The organism is Pseudomonas fluorescens (assembly GCF_902497775.2).
Lineage (GTDB): Bacteria > Pseudomonadota > Gammaproteobacteria > Pseudomonadales > Pseudomonadaceae > Aquipseudomonas > Aquipseudomonas putida_F.
In genome coordinates, this window is the sequence record NZ_OZ024668.1 from 1780135 (window position 1) to 1797049 (window position 16915).

A 16915-nucleotide genomic window follows, 5' to 3' on the forward strand; every position below is an offset into this window, starting at 1 on the left:
TGGATCATGCTCTGGGCCTGTATCCTGCTGCCGCAGCTGGCACTCGACGCGGTGCTGCGCGCCCGCGACGACGGCGACACGCCGCTGGTGCTGCTCAGCGGCCCAGCCCAGCGCCGGGTTTTGCAGGCGGTCAATCCGGCGGCGGCCGCTCTGGGCCTGCGCGCCGGGCAGTCGCTGACCACTGCCCAGGCCCTGGCCGGCAGTTTTACCTGCGTCGAGCACGACCCGGCGGCCATCGAGCAGTTGCAGCAGTTGCTGGCCGCCTGGGCCTATCGCTTCAGCTCCCAGGTCAGCCTGCATTACCCACGGGTGCTGTTGCTCGAAGTCGAGTCCAGCCTCGGCCTGTTCGGGCCCTGGCCGGCCTTCGAGGCACGGCTGCGCGCTGAGCTGCAGGCGCTGGGTTTTCGTCACCGTATCGTCCTGGCCAGCAACCCGGTGGCGACGCGCATGCTGGCCAATGTCCACGACGGCCTGGCCCTGGCGTGCCCGCAGCAAACCCGCGCGGCGCTGGAGCAGATGCCCATCGACCGCGTCGGCCTGCCTGCCGAGGCGGCCAACGCCTTTGCCCGCATGGGCCTGCGTCAGCTCGGCCAGGTCCTGGCCTTGCCCCGTGACGCCCTGGCCCGACGCTTTGCCGCGCCGGTGCAACTGCACCTGGACCGCCTGCTCGGGCGGCGGCCCATGGCCCTTGAATTCTATTTGCCGCCGGACCGCTTCGATGCGCGTCTGGAGCTGAACTTCGATGTCGAATCCCATCAGGCCTTGCTGTTCCCCCTGCGCCGGCTGATCAACGACCTTGCCGCCTTCCTGGCCGGGCGCGACAGCGGCGTGCAGCGCTTTGCCCTGCACCTGGAACATGCCGAAGGGCCCGACACCTGCGTGCCGGTCGGCCTGCTGGCGGCCGAGCGCGATCCGTCGATGCTGTTCGAACTGGCCCGTGGCCGTCTTGAGCAACTGCAGATCGCCGCACCGGTGCGCAACCTGCGCCTGCTGGCCGAAGACCTGCCGGCGTTTGTGCCGCAACGCAGCGAGCTGTTCGACCCGCGGCCGCAGCAGAACCAGCCTTGGGAGCAACTGCGCGAACGCCTGCGTGCACGGCTGGGCGACGAGGCGGTGCGTGGTCTTGCGGCCCAGGCCGATCATCGCCCCGAGTGCGCCTGGCTCGCGGGTGATGGGCAGCGCCAGGCGCCGCCAGTGTCGAGTGCGCCGCGCCCGGGCTGGCTGCTGGCCGAGCCCCAGGCCTTGCCCGGCATCGGCGTGCAACTGTTGACCGGCGCCGAGCGCATCGAGTCCGGTTGGTGGGATGGCGGCGATGTGCGCCGTGACTACTACCGGGTGCGTACCGCCAGCGGTTTGCATGGCTGGGCCTACCGCACCCTTGGTGAAGACGGCCGGTTGTGGCTGCAGGGCTGGTTCGCATGAACACGCCGGGTTATGCCGAGTTGCATTGCCTGTCCAACTTCAGCTTCCAGCGCGGCGCCTCCAGTGCCCAGGAGTTGTTCCAGCGCGCCCGCCAGCATGGCTACCAGGCCCTGGCGATCACCGACGAGTGCACCCTGGCCGGGATCGTCCGCGCCTGGCAGGCGGCCAAGGCGGCGCAACTGGCGCTGATCGTCGGCAGCGAAGTGCGTCTGCACGACGGCCCCAAGCTGGTGCTGCTGGCGCAGAACCTTACGGGTTACCAACACCTGTGCAAGCTCATCACCGTCGCTAGGCGACGGGCGAAGAAGGGTGAGTACCAACTGCTGCGCGAAGACTTCGCCAAGCTCCCGGACGGCTTGTTGGCGTTGTGGGTGCCGGACGGCGCCGAGGCGGACCAGGCCAGCGGCCGCTGGTTGCGCGAGGTATTCGCCGAGCGGTTGTGGCTGGCAGTCGAGCTGCACCGCGGCCCGGATGACCCACGGCGCCTGCAACAGTTGCTGAGCCTGGCCAGAACCCTCGACATCCCTGCCGTGGCCAGTGGCGATGTGCACATGCATGCCCGTGGCCGCCGCGCCCTGCAAGACAGCATGACTGCCATTCGCCATCACTGCAGCGTTGCCGAGGCCGGCCAGCGCCTGTTTGCCAATGGCGAGCGGCACCTGCGCCCGCTGACGCAACTGGCCGAGCTGTACCCGCCGGCATTGCTTGAAGAAAGCCTGCGCATTGCCGCGCGTTGTCAGTTCGATCTGGGCCAGTTGCGCTACCAGTACCCCCGCGAACTGGTGCCCGAGGGCCAGACGGCCAGCGCCTGGTTGCGTCACCTGTGCGCGCAGGGCCAGCGCTGGCGTTGGCCCGAAGGCATCGGTGACAAGGCCCGGCAGTCCCTGGAGCATGAGCTGGAACTGATTGCCGAGCTCAACTACGAAAGCTACTTTCTCACTGTCCACGACATCGTCAACTTTGCCCGCGGGCAGGGCATTCTCTGCCAGGGGCGCGGCTCGGCGGCCAATTCGGTGGTGTGTTATGTGCTGGGCATCACCGAGCTTGACCCGATGAAAAGCCACCTGCTGTTCGAGCGCTTTTTGTCCCGCGAGCGCGACGAGCCGCCGGACATCGACGTCGACTTCGAACACGATCGCCGCGAAGAAGTCCTGCAGTACGTGTTCCGCCGCTATGGTCGCCACCGCGCGGCGCTCACCGCCGTGGCCAGCACCTATCACGCCGCTGGTGCGCTGCGCGACATCGCCCGGGTGCTGGGTTTGCCAGCGCAGCAGATCAGCGCCCTGGCCGATTGCTGCGGGCGCTGGAGCGACCGCCTGCCGCCACCGGAGCAACTGCGCGAAGCCGGTTTCGATCCCGACAGCCCGTTGCTGCGCCGGGTGCTGGCGTTGACCGGCGAGCTGATCGGGTTTCCCCGCCACCTGTCCCAGCACCCGGGCGGCTTCGTGATTTCCGAGCAGCCGCTGGACAGCCTGGTGCCGGTGGAAAACGCCGCCATGGCAGATCGCACGGTGATCCAGTGGGACAAGGACGACCTCGACCTGGTCGGCCTGCTCAAGGTCGATATCCTCGCCCTGGGCATGCTCAGCGCCTTGCGCCGCTGTTTCGACCTGCTATATCGCCACCGTGGCCGCGTGCTGACCCTGGCGAGCATCCCGGCGGACTGCACGGCGACCTACGAGATGATCGGCCGCGCCGACACCGTCGGTGTGTTCCAGATCGAGTCGCGGGCGCAGATGGCCATGCTGCCGCGGCTCAAGCCGAAGAACTTCTACGACCTGGTGATCGAGGTGGCTATCGTCCGCCCCGGGCCGATCCAGGGCGATATGGTTCACCCGTACCTGCGCAGGCGTCAGGGGCTTGAGCCGGTGAGCTATCCGTCCGAGGCGCTGAAGCAGGTCTTCGAGCGCACCCTGGGCGTGCCGTTGTTCCAGGAGCAGGTGATGGAGCTGGCGATGGTTGCCGGCGGCTATTCGGCGGGCGAGGCGGACCAGTTGCGCCGGGCCATGGCCGCCTGGAAGCGCCACGGCGGCCTGGAGCCGCACCGCGAACGACTGACCCAGGGCATGCTCGACAACGGTTACAGCGCAGAATTTGCCGAACGCATCTTCGAGCAGATCAAGGGCTTTGGCAGCTATGGCTTCCCCGAGTCCCACGCCGCCAGCTTCGCCTTGCTGACCTACGCCAGTTGCTGGCTCAAGTGTCATGAGCCGGCGATCTTTGCCTGCGCGCTGATCAACAGCTGGCCCATGGGTTTCTACAGCCCCGACCAGATTCTCCAGGACGCCCGCCGTCACCGCATCGAGATACGCCCGGTGGATGTCTGCCACAGCGACTGGGATTGCAGCCTGGAGTCGGGGGCAGGGCAGGCGTTGGCCCTTCGCCTGGGCCTGCGCCAGGTGCGCGGCTTTCGTCAGCAGGACGCCCAGAGGATCGAACAGGCGCGGGGCGAGCGCGGCTGGCGCGATGTTCCTGACCTGTGCCTGCGGGCGCAACTGGATGCCCGCGCCCGTGAGCTGCTGGCCGATGCCGGGGCCTTGCGCGGTTTGGCCCGCGACCGCTATCGGGCGCGCTGGAGCGTGGCCGCGGTGCAGGCGCAGCTGCCGTTGTTCGCGGGTATCGAGGCCCCGCTGGAAGCGCCGGTGGATTTACCGCAGCCATCGTTGAGCGAGGACATGTTTGCCGACTATGCCAGTGTCGGCACCACCCTCGGCCCGCATCCGCTGACCTTGCTGCGCCGCCGCCTCAATGCCCTGGGTTGCCGCAGTTCGCAGGCGCTGGAGCAGGCTGAACACAACGATCGGGTCAGCGTGGCGGGGCTGGTGACCGGGCGGCAACGGCCAGGGACGGCCAGCGGGGTGACCTTCGTTACCCTTGAAGACGAGTTCGGCAACGTCAACGTGGTGGTCTGGCGTGATCTGGCCGAGCGTCAACGGCGGGTGCTGGTGGGCGCGCAACTGATGCGGGTGACTGGAAAACTGGAGTGCGAGAGCGGGGTGCGCCACCTGATTGCCCAGCGCCTGGAGGATTTGAGCCCGCTGTTGCAGGGGCTGGATGTGCGCAGTCGGGATTTCCACTGAAAAGCATCACGTGTAGGAGCGGGCTTGCCCCGCGAAGAGGCCCATCGCGGGCAAGCCCGCTCCTACAGGTTGAAAGGTCAAACCATGGACAAATGCTGCTTGCGCGTCGGCGGCGCAAAGACCCGGTCGATCGCGCGCAAGTCTTCACTGCTGAGCACCAGGTTGGCCGCCGCCGCATTCAGGCGCACATGCTCAAGGTCCACCGCCTTGGGAATGGCGATCACCCCGTCCTGGCGAATCACCCAGGCCAGGCTCACCTGCGCCGGTGTCGCGCCATGGCGCTCGGCAATCTCGGCCAGGGTCGGGTGCATGAGCAAGCGTCCGGCCTGGGCCAGCGGGCAGTAGGCCATGGTCGGTAGTTGGCGCTTGTGGCTCCAGGGCAGCAGGTCGTATTCGATGCCGCGCTGGGACGGGTTGTACAGCACCTGGTTGACCGCGCAATCGCCGCTCAGCTGATACAGCTCGCGCAGGTCATCGACATCGAAGTTGGACACGCCCCAACGGCCGATCTTGCCCTCGGCACGCAAGCGCTCGAAGGCTTCAACCGTCTCCGCCAGCGGGTACTGGCCACGCCAGTGCAGCAGGTAGAGGTCGATGTGCTCGGTGCCCAGGCGTTGCAAGCTGCGCTCGCATGCCGCCGGGATGCCCTTGAGGCTGGCGTTGTGCGGGTACACCTTGCTGACCAGGAACACCTGCTCGCGATGCCCGGCAATGGCCTTGCCGACGACTTTTTCCGCGCCGCCTTCGGCGTACATTTCGGCGGTATCGATCAGGCTCAGGCCCAGCTCGATACCGTGCTGCAAGGCGGCAACTTCAGCGTGCTGCCGGCCTGGGTCTTCGCCCATGTACCAGGTGCCCTGGCCAATGGCCGGGACGTTGTGTTCGGCAAGTTTCACGGTACGCATGTCACCTCCTGTGGGCGGATATGTTCAAGCAATACGTCGAGCAGCGCCTGGGCCGCTGCCGAGAGTTTATGGTCGGCCAGCAGGGTCACGCCAATACGCCGCTCTATACTCGGCGCTACCAGCGGCACGCAACGTGCGCCCAGTTCCTGCATCTGGCCGATGCACAGGGCCGGCACGGCGCTCACGCCCAGGCCGTTGGCAACCATGCGGCCGATGGTCGACAGCTGATGGCTTTCGAAGGCCACCGCCAGCTTGCCGTGTTCGGCGGCCAGGTGTTGCTCCAGCAGCAGGCGCACCGCCGAGGGGCGTTGCAGGGCGATGAAGTCTTCGGCCAGCAGTTCGCGCCAGCTCACCTGCGGCTGTTGCGCCAACGGTGAGTCGGCCGGCACCACGGCGACGAAGCGGTCCAGGTACAGCGGCTTGAAGCACAGCGGCTCGCTGGCTTCAGGTTCGAAACCGATGCCCAGTTCGACGCGCCGGTGGCGGACCAGTTCCAGCACCTGTTCGTTGATCACGTCGTGCACGGTGACGTTGACCCGCGGGTAGCGCTGGCGAAATACCTTCAGCGCCGCCGGCAGCAGGTTGCCGGCAAAGGCCGGCATGGCGGCGATCGATACTCGTCCCAGCTGCAGGGTAAAGCGCTGGCGCAGCAGTTCTTCGGTGTTGTCCCAGTCGGCCAGCAGTTGCCGGGCCAAGGGCAGCAGCACTTCGCCCTCAGGCGTCAGGCTGACGCTGCGGGTGGTGCGGCTGAGCAGGGCGCCGCCGAGGTTGTCCTCCAGGGCCTTGATGGTCAGGCTCAGGGCCGGCTGCGACAGGTGCAAGTGTTCGCCAGCCTGGGCAAAGCTCTGGTATTTGGCGACGGTGACGAAGGCGCGTAGCTGTTTGACGTTCATCGGGCTAGGCTATTCTTTTGAAAAATTAATCAATCGATCATAAAAACAAAATTAACAAATAAGTGCTCAGGGGTGAAGATGCTTGAAACGCTCGCCGACACCCCTGTCGGATCAACAACTACAAAAGGCGGATCAGCATGGCCGGACTGGACAAGCGCGTAGCAACCTATGAACAGGCCCTTGAAGGCCTGACCGACAACATGACGGTACTGGCCGGTGGTTTCGGCCTGTGCGGCATCCCGGAAAACCTCATCGCCGAAATCAAGCGCCGTGGCGTCAAGGGCCTGACCGTGGTGTCCAACAACTGCGGCGTCGACGGCTTTGGTCTGGGCGTACTGCTCGAAGAGCACCAGATCCGCAAGATGGTCGCCTCCTACGTGGGCGAGAACGCCGAGTTCGAGCGCCAGCTGCTCAGCGGCGAACTGGAAGTGGAACTCACCCCGCAAGGTACCCTGGCCGAGAAGATGCGCGCCGGCGGCGCTGGCATCCCGGCGTTCTTCACCGCCACCGGCTACGGCACCCCGGTCGCCGAAGGCAAGGAAGTGCGTGAGTTCAACGGCCGCAAGTACATCCTCGAAGAGTCCATCACCGGCGACTTCGCCATCGTCAAGGGCTGGAAGGCCGACCACTACGGCAACGTGGTGTACCGCAACACCGCGCAGAACTTCAACCCGCTGGCCGCCACCGCCGGCAAGATCACTGTGGTCGAGGTCGAAGAGATCGTCGAGCCGGGTGTGCTGCTGCCAACCGAGATCCATACCCCGGGCATCTATGTCGACCGGGTCATCGTCGGCACGTTCGAGAAGCGTATCGAAAAACGCACCGTCAAAGCCTGACCCGACCGCAGAACAACAATAGAGAACCTGAGCATGGCACTTACCCGCGAACAAATGGCACAACGTGTAGCCCGCGAACTCAAGGACGGCTACTACGTCAACCTCGGCATCGGCATCCCGACCCTGGTGGCCAACTACGTCCCGGCCGATATGGACGTGATGCTGCAATCGGAAAACGGCCTGCTGGGCATGGGGGAATTCCCCACCGAAGCGCAGTTGGACGCCGACATGATCAACGCCGGCAAACAGACCGTCACCGCCCGCACCGGCGCCTCGATCTTCAACTCGGCCGAATCCTTCGCGATGATCCGCGGCGGTCACGTCGACCTCACCGTGCTCGGCGCCTTTGAAGTGGACGTGGAAGGCAACATCGCCTCGTGGATGATCCCCGGCAAGCTGGTCAAGGGCATGGGCGGGGCGATGGACCTGGTGGCCGGTGCCGACAACATCATCGTCACCATGACCCACGCCTCGAAGGACGGCGAGTCCAAGCTGCTGCCGCGTTGCAGCCTGCCGTTGACCGGTGCCGGGTGTATCCGCAAGGTGCTCACCGACCTGGCATACCTTGAGATCGAAAACGGCGCGTTCATCCTGCGCGAGACGGCGCCGGGGGTGAGCGTTGAAGAGATCATCGAGAAGACCGCTGGCAAGCTGATCGTGGCGGATGATGTTAAAGAAATGACGTTCTGAGTCATCCTTTCGGGCCCCATCGCGGGGCAAGCCCGCTCCCACAAATACCTGTAGGAGCGGGCTTGCCCCGCGATGGGGCCTTGTGCCGTTCCTATAAAACCAATAAAAGGAAGATCCCGTGGCCGCTGATATCCAAGACAGCCGCTCCGCCCGTTTTGCCCTGCGTTGCTCGAACTGGGCCGAACGCTGGTTCCCTGATTCCTGGGTGTTCGCCGCCCTGGCCGTGGTACTGGTGTCGGTCGCAGCCATCGCCATGGGCGGCAAGCCCACCGACACCGCCAAGGCGTTCGGTGACGGTTTCTGGAGCCTGATCCCCTTCACCATGCAGATGGCGTTCGTGGTCATCGGCGGTTATGTGGTGGCAAGTTCCCCACCTGCGGTCAAGCTGATCGACCGCCTGGCGCGTATCCCCAGCAATGGCCGCTCGGCGGTGTGCTGGGTGGCGCTGATCTCGATGGTCGCCTCGTTGCTCAACTGGGGCCTGTCGCTGGTGTTTGGTGGTTTGCTGGTGCGCGCCCTGGCGCGGCGTACCGACCTGAAAATGGACTACCGCGCCGCCGGTGCCGCCGCTTACCTGGGCCTGGGCGCGGTGTGGGCCCTGGGCCTGTCGTCTTCGGCGGCGCAGTTGCAGGCCAACCCGGCCAGCCTGCCGCCGTCGATTCTGGCGATCACCGGGGTGATCCCGTTCACCGAGACCATCTTCCTCTGGCAGTCGGGGGTGATGCTCGCAGCGCTGGTGGTGGTTTCGCTGGTCGTGGCCTATGCCACTGCGCCCGGCCCAGGCAGCGCCCGCAGCGCCGAAGCCTGTGGCGTTGACCCCAGCTTCTCGGCACCGCCAACCCCCCAGCGCACCCGCCCGGGCGAGTGGCTGGAATACAGCCCGATCCTGATCCTGCTGCTGGTGGCGCTGGCGGCTGGCTGGCTGTACAACGAGTTCTCGACCAAGCCTGCGATCACCGCGATCTCCGGGCTGAACACCTACAACCTGCTGTTCATCATGGCCGGTGCCTTGCTGCACTGGCGTCCGCGAAGCTTCCTCGATGCGGTGGCCCGTGCGGTGCCGACCACTACCGGGGTGCTGATCCAGTTCCCGCTGTACGGCTCGATCGCGGCGATTCTGACCCAGGTCCAGGGTGCCGATGCGCAAAGCCTGGCGCACCACATCTCGACCTTCTTCGTGCAGATTGCCACCCATGACACCTATGCCTTGCTGATGGGCGTGTACTCGGCGGTGCTGGGCTTCTTCATCCCCTCGGGCGGCGGCAAGTGGATCATCGAAGCACCCTACGTGATGCTGGTAGCCAATGACCTGCAGTATCACCTGGGCTGGGCGGTGCAGATCTACAACGCCGCCGAGGCGCTGCCAAACCTGATCAACCCGTTCTACATGCTGCCGCTGCTGGGCGTGCTGGGGCTCAAGGCGCGCGACCTGATCGGCTTCTCGTTCGTGCAGTTGCTGGTGCACGTGCCGCTGGTACTGTTCCTGCTGTGGATTCTTGGCACCACCTTGCAATACACCCCGCCGGTGATGCCGACACCGGCGGGCTGATCAGCTTGGAATCATCGCAAAACCGACGCCAAAGCGGTTCCAGGCGTTGATGGTGGCAATGGCCAGGGTCAGGTTGACCACTTCGGCTTCGCTGAAGTGCTCGAGCAGGGCGCGGTACTGGTGCTCCGGGGCGCGCTGGTCGGGCAGGCGGGTCAGGCTTTCGACCCAGGCCAGGGCGGCGCGCTCACGCGGGCTGAAGAATTCGGTTTCATCCCACACGCTCAAGGTCTGCAGGCGTGCTTCGCTTTCACCGCTTTTGCGCGCATCGTTGGCGTGCAGGTTGACGCAGTAGGCGCAGCCGTTGATTTGCGAGGCGCGCAGGCGCACCAGCTCCAGCAGCGAGTTCTCCAGCCCCGACTTGCCCAGGGCCATTTCCAGGCCGACCATGGCCTTGTAGGCCTCAGGCGAGTGTTTGGCCCATTCGATACGATTGCTCATTGTTGCTCTCCGGTAAGGTCCACGACAGGCGGCGATGGCGCTACCTTACCGTAAGGCCCGGCGAGCTCGAATAGCCAATTTGGTCGTTTGTCAGGAGGCCAATCAGCCCAGGGCCTGGCGCACCGGCACCCGGGCATGGAAGGGCGCCAGAATGCGTTCGCGACGCGCGGCATAGACCTCGTGCACGCGTCGGACAAATTAACTAATTCTTATAGTGATGCCCTGACCACCAATGGACAATCAACTGGCTGAGCTCCCGATACCTCAAGGGTCTCGATCAGGTGCCGGGCAGCCTTACGACCGATCTCGTAGTATGGCAGTTGCACCGTGGTCAGCGGCGGAATGAACAACTCAGCGATACCGATCATGTTGTCGTAGCCGAGCACAGCGACATCGTCGGGAATCTTCAGGCCACGGCCCAACAATAGCTGATAGGCACAAAAGGCAATACGGTCGTTGCCACAGATCAGAATGTCGAATTGGGGGCGACCATCAATGATGTGCCGGTCGAGGATGGCTGCGGTTTCACCATAGGCGTCATGATCGGAAAGGTCGTATTGCAGGAGCGCGTCAGGAGCCAGTCCGAATGCCTGGCAGGCACGCTCCATGCCTTTTTGTCGCAGACCCCAGGCTAGACTCTGTTTTGGCAAATTGATACACAGAGGGCGCTTATAGCCGTGGTTCAACGCGTGATGTACGGCTCGATACTGCCCCTTTTCGTCGTCTGGCACATAACTGACCAGCTGACTATCATCAGCCAGGCAATTGGCGAGTACCAGGGGTTTGCTCTTCAATCGCTCGGGAATGCACACCTGGCGCAACCCCATGGCGCTGAAGATCAACCCGTCGGGACGGTGCGATAGCATCAGGTCGATATTCTGGTCAGTGGGCGGGTTGCTTAGCAGGTTGAGAATAAAGACATTCCAGCCGGCTTTCTGCGCGGTCTGTTCAATGGACAACAGCAGCTCGACGGCGAACGGTGTGGTCGCAGTGTCCAGCGCGAATACACCGATGGTTCGTGTCTGGAGGTTGTCGCCGCGAATCTTGCGCGCCGACAGGCTCGGTACGAATTGCAGTTCATCAATGGCGCGACGTACCCGCTGATAGGTTTCGGGGCTCAATTTTTCCGGATTGTTGAGCGCTCTAGAAACCGTCATCAGGGACACGCCGGCCAGCTGTGCAACGTCTTTTACTGAAGTCATGCGAGGTGAAACCGGTCAGGTTGACGCAGGATCATGACACATGGCCCGCGTTTTTCACGACTAGAATGACGCTGCTCATAGCCATCCCGAGGCGAGAGGCCATGCCCTGGGAATCGAGACACGCCCGCCAGACCCGCTTGCAAGAAGCTTCACCCCCTGACTATCGGGCTGTGGGTAGATTCGACTGCTGAGGCTGAAGCGCCCGTTTTCGTCGAACACCTCAATGGACGAGCGATCGAGGAACACACGCAGTGCCAGTAACTTTTGTTGCGGGTCTATCGACACGCTGCGATGACCGGTGACTTGCGCACCCGATCGGCTGCGATCCAGCACCAAACGCTGCAGCGCCGCATCGTAGTAGAGCAGGGTTTGTTCATCGCCATCGTCGCTGCAGCGCAAGGCGATTCCCAAGTGGCCGTCGGTACAGCCGAGCAAATCCAAGTGCACATGGATTTCGAGCGTATCGCCGTTCACGTGCGGCACCCACCGGGTTCCCGACGTCTCCCACCACGGCGTACTCGGCAATGGCGTCTTGCGCAGAGCGGTGAGCTCCCGTGCCGGATACACACAAAGGCGATCTGCGCACAATTCAAGTTCGCGTGGCAATCCGAGCATGCCGCACCAGTGATGGGGCTGGCTTGGCATAGGGCTTTCCCACATGTCGAGCCACCCCCACACAAGGCGCCGACCATCGGCGGTCAATAGCGTTTGCGCCGCATAGAAATCGTGGCCGTTATCAAGCTCGATAAAAGGCCCGCCAGTGAAGTGCCATTCGTTGTCGAGTCGACCCACTCGGTAACCAGTCTGGTACTTGTTGAGCCGTTCGTAACCTTGGGGTGTCATGCCTTGAGGGGAGTACAGCAGCACATCGGATCCGTTCAGTCGGAACAGATCCGGGCACTCCCACATATAGCCATCGCCCTCCGTGCCACCAGACACATAATTAAGGAACTCCCAGACGTGCAGATCCGTGGAACGGTACAGCGGGAGCAGCGGCCTATCGCCCAGACGTGCGCCGGCAATGAGGTACCAATAGTCATCCTCTTTCCATACCTTGGGGTCACGAAAGTGCATTATCGTGTCGTGCGGCGCGGTCTCGATGACTGCGCCCTGCTTGACGAACCGGATGCCGTCGATACTGGTGGCCAGGCACTGGACTTGACGGATCGAGCGTTCGTCACCCACTTCCCCCAGCCAGGTGTGCCCGGTGTAGATCAGTGCCAGGGTATCTCCACACACCACCGCGCTACCGGAAAAACAACCATCGCGGTCGAAGTCATCGCCGGGTGCCAGCGCAATGGGCAGATGTTGCCAATGGACGAGATCGGCACTCTTGGCATGCCCCCAATACATCGGGCCCCATTTCGCTTCGAAGGGGTAGTGTTGATAGAAAACATGATATTCGCCACGAAAGTACACCACCCCGTTAGGGTCGTTCATCCAGCCCGCCGGGGGGGCGATATGATAACCGGGTCGATAATCCTGGATGACGCGAGACAGGCCGTCACTCAGTGCTCGCTGCGCAAGGTCAAGGGAAGAAGACATTGGATCGCTCACATTGTTCGAGGACAAGGTCATAGGGCGTGAGCTCGGACGGAGCGCAGAGAGATATCATTCGGCAGGTTTTCAATGGCTTGTGGGTGGCGCTCCAAGGCTGTGCCGTCGGCGTCGAACAGGTGCAGATTGTCGATGTCCAGCTGCAGTTCGACCCGATCGCCCGCCTGCCATCCGGCGTTGACCTCACAACGACAGATCAGTGGCTCGTCCTGACCCGCTTCGAGGTGCACATACGTTTCGCTGCCCAGGTATTCGACCCCGGTCACGACGATGCCGACGGCTCCCTCAGCCGCTTTGAGCGAAATGTGCTCCGGGCGAACCCCCATGCTCAGCAGCGTGCCTGCCGCCAGGTTCGAGCTGTCGAAGGGCAGGGAACTTATACCCAAAAAGGGGGTATCGACCTGGCTGCTTTCGCCGCAGGCATGCAGACGCACCGCCAGGAAGTTCATTTTGGGCGAACCGAGAAAACCGGCGACAAAGCGGCTTGCTGGGCGCTCATAGAGCTCGCGCGGTGAGCCGACCTGCTCTACTTGACCGCCATTGAGCACAACAATTTTGTCGGCCAGGGTCATCGCTTCCACTTGATCGTGGGTGACGTAGATCATCGTCGAGCCCAGTCGATCATGCAGCCGGGCGATCTCGTTGCGCATCTGCACCCGCAAGGATGCATCCAGATTGGAGAGGGGTTCATCGAACAACAAAATGTCCGGCTCCCGTGCCATGGCTCTGCCCATGGCTACACGCTGACGCTGTCCTCCAGACAGTTCCTTTGGTTTGCGTTGCAGCAATTTGTCCAATTGAAGGATCTGCGCTGTTTTCAGCACGCGTTCGCGCAGGGTGCTTTTTTCGGTCTTGGCCAGTTTGAGGCCAAAGCTGATGTTGTCGTAGACGCTCATGTGCGGATACAGCGCATAAGACTGAAACACCATGCCGACGCCACGCTCACGCGGTTCCAGGTCGTTGACCCGTTGCCCGTCGATCAGCAGGTCGCCGCCACAGGTCGAATCCAGTCCGGCGATCAGTCGCAGCAGGGTCGACTTTCCGCAGCCCGAAGGGCCAACGAACACTACGAATTCGCCCGCAGCGATCTCCAGGTTGACGTCGCGAAGTATCTGCATGCCGCCCAGTTGTTTGTTCACGTTGTCTAGTTTCAATTTGATCACGATGCTGTTCCTTGTACTTGTTGGGCATCAACCCTTTAACGCGCCGGCAGTGAGACCGGATACGATTCGGCGCTGGAAGATCAGCACCAGAATCACCAGAGGGACGGTGACCAGCACCGATGCGGTCATCAACAGCCCCCACGGCAGCTCATGGGGGCTACCGCCGGAAATCAAGGCGATGGCGACCGGCACCGTGCGTTGCGTGTCGGTGAGGGTGAAGGTCAAGGCAAACAGGAACTCGTTCCACGCTGCAATAAACGCCAACAAACCAGTGGTGATCAGTGCAGGCCCTAGCAGCGGCAACAGCACCCGGGTAAGCGTTACCCAGGGCGAAGCGCCATCCATGATTGCCGCTTCTTCCAGTTCATGCGGCAGTTGGCCCATGAATGTGGTCAGTACCCAGACGGTGAACGGCAGGGTGAAAATCGTGTAGCTCAGGATCAATGCCCACGATGTGTTGTACAGGCCCAGGGCGCGGATCACTTCGAACAGCCCCGACAGTACGGCAACATGGGGAAACATCGACACGCCGAGAACCATCATCAATACCGTGCCACGCCCACGGAATTTCACCCTTCCCAAGGCATAGGCGGCGGTCACACTGAGGAACAGCGCCAGGGTCACCACGCAAAGCGCAACCACCAGCGAGTTACCGATCGCTCGCAGGAATGAGGCTTGGTGGAGTACCGCCGCGTAATTGGAGAAGTCGGGGCTTTCGATCCAGTAGCTCACCTTGAACAAGGCACCAGACGGCTTTAGCGAAGTCACGATGGCGTAGTAGAAAGGGAAGACCGCATACAGCAGCAAAACCCCGATCAGACACCAGAACCCGAGACGTAACAGCGTTTTTTTGAGTAGGCGCAGGCTCATGACCGAACCTCCATTTGACGGCGTCCGAGGTAGAGATAAAGCATGGCGATTACCGCAACGACCAGAAACAGCAGAGTCGAGGCCGCGCTGCCATAGCCAACATCCTGGAACTCCACCAGGTGTTGCCGGGCATAGACCGACATGCTCATAGTGCTCGAAGAATTCGAGGTCAGCACATAGATGACGTCGAATACCCGCAAGGAATCGAGGATGCGGAAGATCGCCGCCACCAACAAGGCAGGCATCAACAGTGGAAGCGTGACGCGCCAGAACACTTTCAGCGGATGAATGCCGTCGACCCTAGCGGCTTCGTAACAATCGCTTGGCAGCATCTGCAAGGCAGCCAGCATCAGTAGCGTGACAAAAGGTACGGTCTTCCAGACGTCGACGATGATGACCGCCCACATCGACAGATCCGCGTCTGCCGTCCAGGCCAGAGGCGCGTCAATCAGGCCGACGCTCAGCATCATGTGATTGATGATGCCGAACTGGTCGTTGAGCATCCATGACCAGATCTTCGCCGAGACAATCGTAGGAATCGCCCAGGGAATCAGAATCAGCGCACGCACCAAGGAACGGCCGGTGAACTTGATGTTCAACAGCAACGCCACCAGTAACCCCAGGACGACTTCCAGTCCCACCGACACCACGGTGAAATGCAACGTGTTGCGTACAGCGTTCCACCATTGAGGATCGACCAGGACACCCGACCAGTTGGAACCGTTGTAGAACAGATAATTGCTCAAGCCTACGAAGGATCCATCACTGGTATCCGCCAGGTTGGCGTCAGTCAGACTGAACCAGAATGTGCGCAGTAGCGGCCAGGCCGCCACCAGAGCCAGACACAGCAACATCGGTGTCAGAAACAGCCAGGCGGCGCGTACTTGGCGGCGCTGTACAGGCGTTTCCCGAGTGAGCAGGACCTGCTCACGGGGGGCATGGGTAGTAGAGACAGGCATGGCGATTTCCTTCCTTGTGGCTTACCAGCTCCGACGTTTGATGCGAGTGAGCTCACTTTCCAGTTCGCTCAGCGCCTGATCGACAGGCTGCTCGCCCGCCAGCACGCCATGCACTCGATCGAAGAACGCATTGGAGACCCGTGGATAGCGATCGGCGGTTATTGAGGCGGGGCGCATCACCCCATCCTTGAGAATGCTATGCAACTGACTGTAATAAGGCATTGCCGCGAGCAGGTCGGGATCTTGATACAGCGACTCGATAACCGGGTTATAGGCGCCGACCAGAGCACGATGTTTCTGCTGCTGGGCACTGCTCAAGTAGCTCACTAACTCTGCGGCAAGTTTTGGATGGGCGCTGTAACGCGATACTGCCAGGCCCCACCCACCGAGGGTGGAGGCATGGGTTCCGGCTATGCCGCCACGGGGCAGGGGGGCGACCCCGACCTTGTCTTTTACGGCACTGTCCGGGCTTTGTACCAAGGCCCAGGCATAAGGCCAGTTACGCATGAATAACGCATTTCCCGATTGGAATACGCCACGTCCTTCTTCCTCGGTGTAGTTGAGTACGCCTCGCGGTGAGATGTCTCCCACCCAGCTTTTCGCCAGAGTCAAAGCCGCTCTTGAGGCCTGAGTGTTGACCACGATGTCACCGCGTGGGTTGACCAGTCCGCCTTCCGGCTGGCTGCTGATCCACTCCAGCGCGTTACACGTCAGGCCCTCGTAGGCGCGTCCCTGAAAGATGTAGCCCCAGGCATTGGCGTTCCCAGCAGTGCGCTCGGCCTGTTGAATATTTCTGGCGGTAGCGGTCATTTCCTCCCAGGTCTGGGGAACCTGCTGGTTGTACTTCTCGAGCAAGTCCTTGCGGTAATACAGCAGGCCCGAGTCGGTGAACCATGGCATCGTCACCAGCCGCCCGTTCACCGTGGCGTTATCCACCTGTGCCTGGAAGTAGCCCTGGGTAGCGTTGGCAGGAAGCACCTCGCGCAGATCCATCAGGTGTTTGGCCAGCATCCCCGGCCACACCATATCGATTTGGATGATGTCGATATCGGTGGACTGCGCACTGAGGATCTGTTGGTAGAACGACAGCCTCTCGGTCGCCGAGTTAGGCGTGGAAACCACCTCGACGTTATTGCCGGTCTGTTTCGACCATGCCTGGACAGCCTCGTTGCAGAGTGCTAACTCCGCACCCACCGCACCGCACGAAATTGTCAAATCTGCTGCGATCGAGGCGGATGGCAGTCCGGCGCAGAGGGTAATGAGTGCTGCTGGAAGCAGAGATTTCAGCTGTTTCATTGAGTACCCTTTATTTTTGTTTTTAGAAAAGTTAACGTTAACACTGCCAAATGTA

14 protein-coding genes are annotated in these 16915 nt (G+C 62.4%); 5 read left to right on the plus strand and 9 right to left on the minus strand.

What is annotated here, in order from left to right:
- The first annotated feature begins 6 nt into the window (after positions 1 to 6).
- A complete protein-coding gene (locus F8N82_RS08275; RefSeq protein WP_038994782.1) occupies positions 7 to 1422 on the plus strand; it encodes a Y-family DNA polymerase in 1416 nt (471 codons plus the stop codon).
- Positions 1398 to 4502 (plus strand): error-prone DNA polymerase, encoded by a 3105-nt coding sequence (locus F8N82_RS08280; protein WP_218231868.1) that lies wholly within the window; start codon positions 1398 to 1400, stop codon positions 4500 to 4502. Before F8N82_RS08275 ends, F8N82_RS08280 begins: the two co-directional genes overlap by 25 nt.
- A 77-nt stretch (positions 4503 to 4579) precedes the next feature.
- Here the strand turns inward: F8N82_RS08280 and F8N82_RS08285 are convergent, their stop codons facing one another.
- A complete protein-coding gene (locus F8N82_RS08285; RefSeq protein ID WP_080764719.1) occupies positions 4580 to 5407 on the minus strand; it encodes an aldo/keto reductase in 828 nt (275 codons plus the stop codon).
- A complete protein-coding gene (locus F8N82_RS08290; RefSeq protein WP_038994783.1) occupies positions 5395 to 6300 on the minus strand; it encodes a LysR family transcriptional regulator in 906 nt (301 codons plus the stop codon). Before F8N82_RS08290 ends, F8N82_RS08285 begins: the two co-directional genes overlap by 13 nt.
- Positions 6301 to 6437: 137 nt before the next feature.
- On the opposite strand from F8N82_RS08290, the gene F8N82_RS08295 reads away from it, so the two are divergent.
- The 3 genes from F8N82_RS08295 (at position 6438) to F8N82_RS08305 (ending at position 9375) form a co-directional block, all read left to right on the plus strand.
- Positions 6438 to 7136 carry a CoA transferase subunit A gene (locus tag F8N82_RS08295; protein ID WP_038994784.1) on the plus strand — a complete coding sequence of 233 codons (699 nt, stop codon included), beginning with the start codon at positions 6438 to 6440 and terminating at the stop codon, positions 7134 to 7136.
- Positions 7137 to 7169: 33 nt separating this feature from the next.
- Positions 7170 to 7826, plus strand: coding sequence for a CoA transferase subunit B (locus tag F8N82_RS08300; protein WP_038994785.1), 657 nt, complete (start codon positions 7170 to 7172; stop codon positions 7824 to 7826).
- A gap of 118 nt (positions 7827 to 7944) precedes the next feature.
- Positions 7945 to 9375, plus strand: coding sequence for a short-chain fatty acid transporter (locus F8N82_RS08305; RefSeq protein ID WP_038994786.1), 1431 nt, complete (start codon positions 7945 to 7947; stop codon positions 9373 to 9375).
- Here F8N82_RS08305 and F8N82_RS08310 read toward each other — a convergent pair whose 3' ends face one another.
- From F8N82_RS08310 to F8N82_RS08340, 7 genes are all read right to left on the minus strand, one after another.
- Positions 9376 to 9813 carry a carboxymuconolactone decarboxylase family protein gene (locus tag F8N82_RS08310; RefSeq protein ID WP_038994787.1) on the minus strand — a complete coding sequence of 146 codons (438 nt, stop codon included), beginning with the start codon at positions 9811 to 9813 and terminating at the stop codon, positions 9376 to 9378.
- Positions 9814 to 10022: 209 nt separating this feature from the next.
- On the minus strand, positions 10023 to 11015 hold the full coding sequence (locus tag F8N82_RS08315) for a LacI family DNA-binding transcriptional regulator (protein WP_038994788.1): 993 nt from the start codon (positions 11013 to 11015) through the stop codon (positions 10023 to 10025).
- A 75-nt stretch (positions 11016 to 11090) separates the two neighbouring features.
- Positions 11091 to 12560, minus strand: a complete 1470-nt coding sequence (locus F8N82_RS08320) for a glycoside hydrolase family 32 protein (protein WP_080764843.1) — start codon at positions 12558 to 12560, stop codon at positions 11091 to 11093.
- 29 nt (positions 12561 to 12589) lie between these two features.
- Complete coding sequence (locus F8N82_RS08325) at positions 12590 to 13735, minus strand: ABC transporter ATP-binding protein (RefSeq protein WP_038994791.1); 1146 nt, start codon at positions 13733 to 13735, stop codon at positions 12590 to 12592.
- Between the two features lie 27 nt (positions 13736 to 13762).
- Positions 13763 to 14605 (minus strand): carbohydrate ABC transporter permease, encoded by an 843-nt coding sequence (locus tag F8N82_RS08330; RefSeq protein ID WP_038994793.1) that lies wholly within the window; start codon positions 14603 to 14605, stop codon positions 13763 to 13765.
- The gene (locus tag F8N82_RS08335) at positions 14602 to 15564 is read right to left on the minus strand and encodes a carbohydrate ABC transporter permease (protein ID WP_038994795.1); all 963 of its coding nucleotides are present in this window, start codon (positions 15562 to 15564) and stop codon (positions 14602 to 14604) included. The genes F8N82_RS08330 and F8N82_RS08335 overlap by 4 nt, the downstream gene beginning before the upstream one ends.
- A 21-nt stretch (positions 15565 to 15585) precedes the next feature.
- Positions 15586 to 16860, minus strand: coding sequence for an ABC transporter substrate-binding protein (locus tag F8N82_RS08340; RefSeq protein WP_038994796.1), 1275 nt, complete (start codon positions 16858 to 16860; stop codon positions 15586 to 15588).
- Between the last annotated feature and the right edge of the window lie 55 nt (positions 16861 to 16915).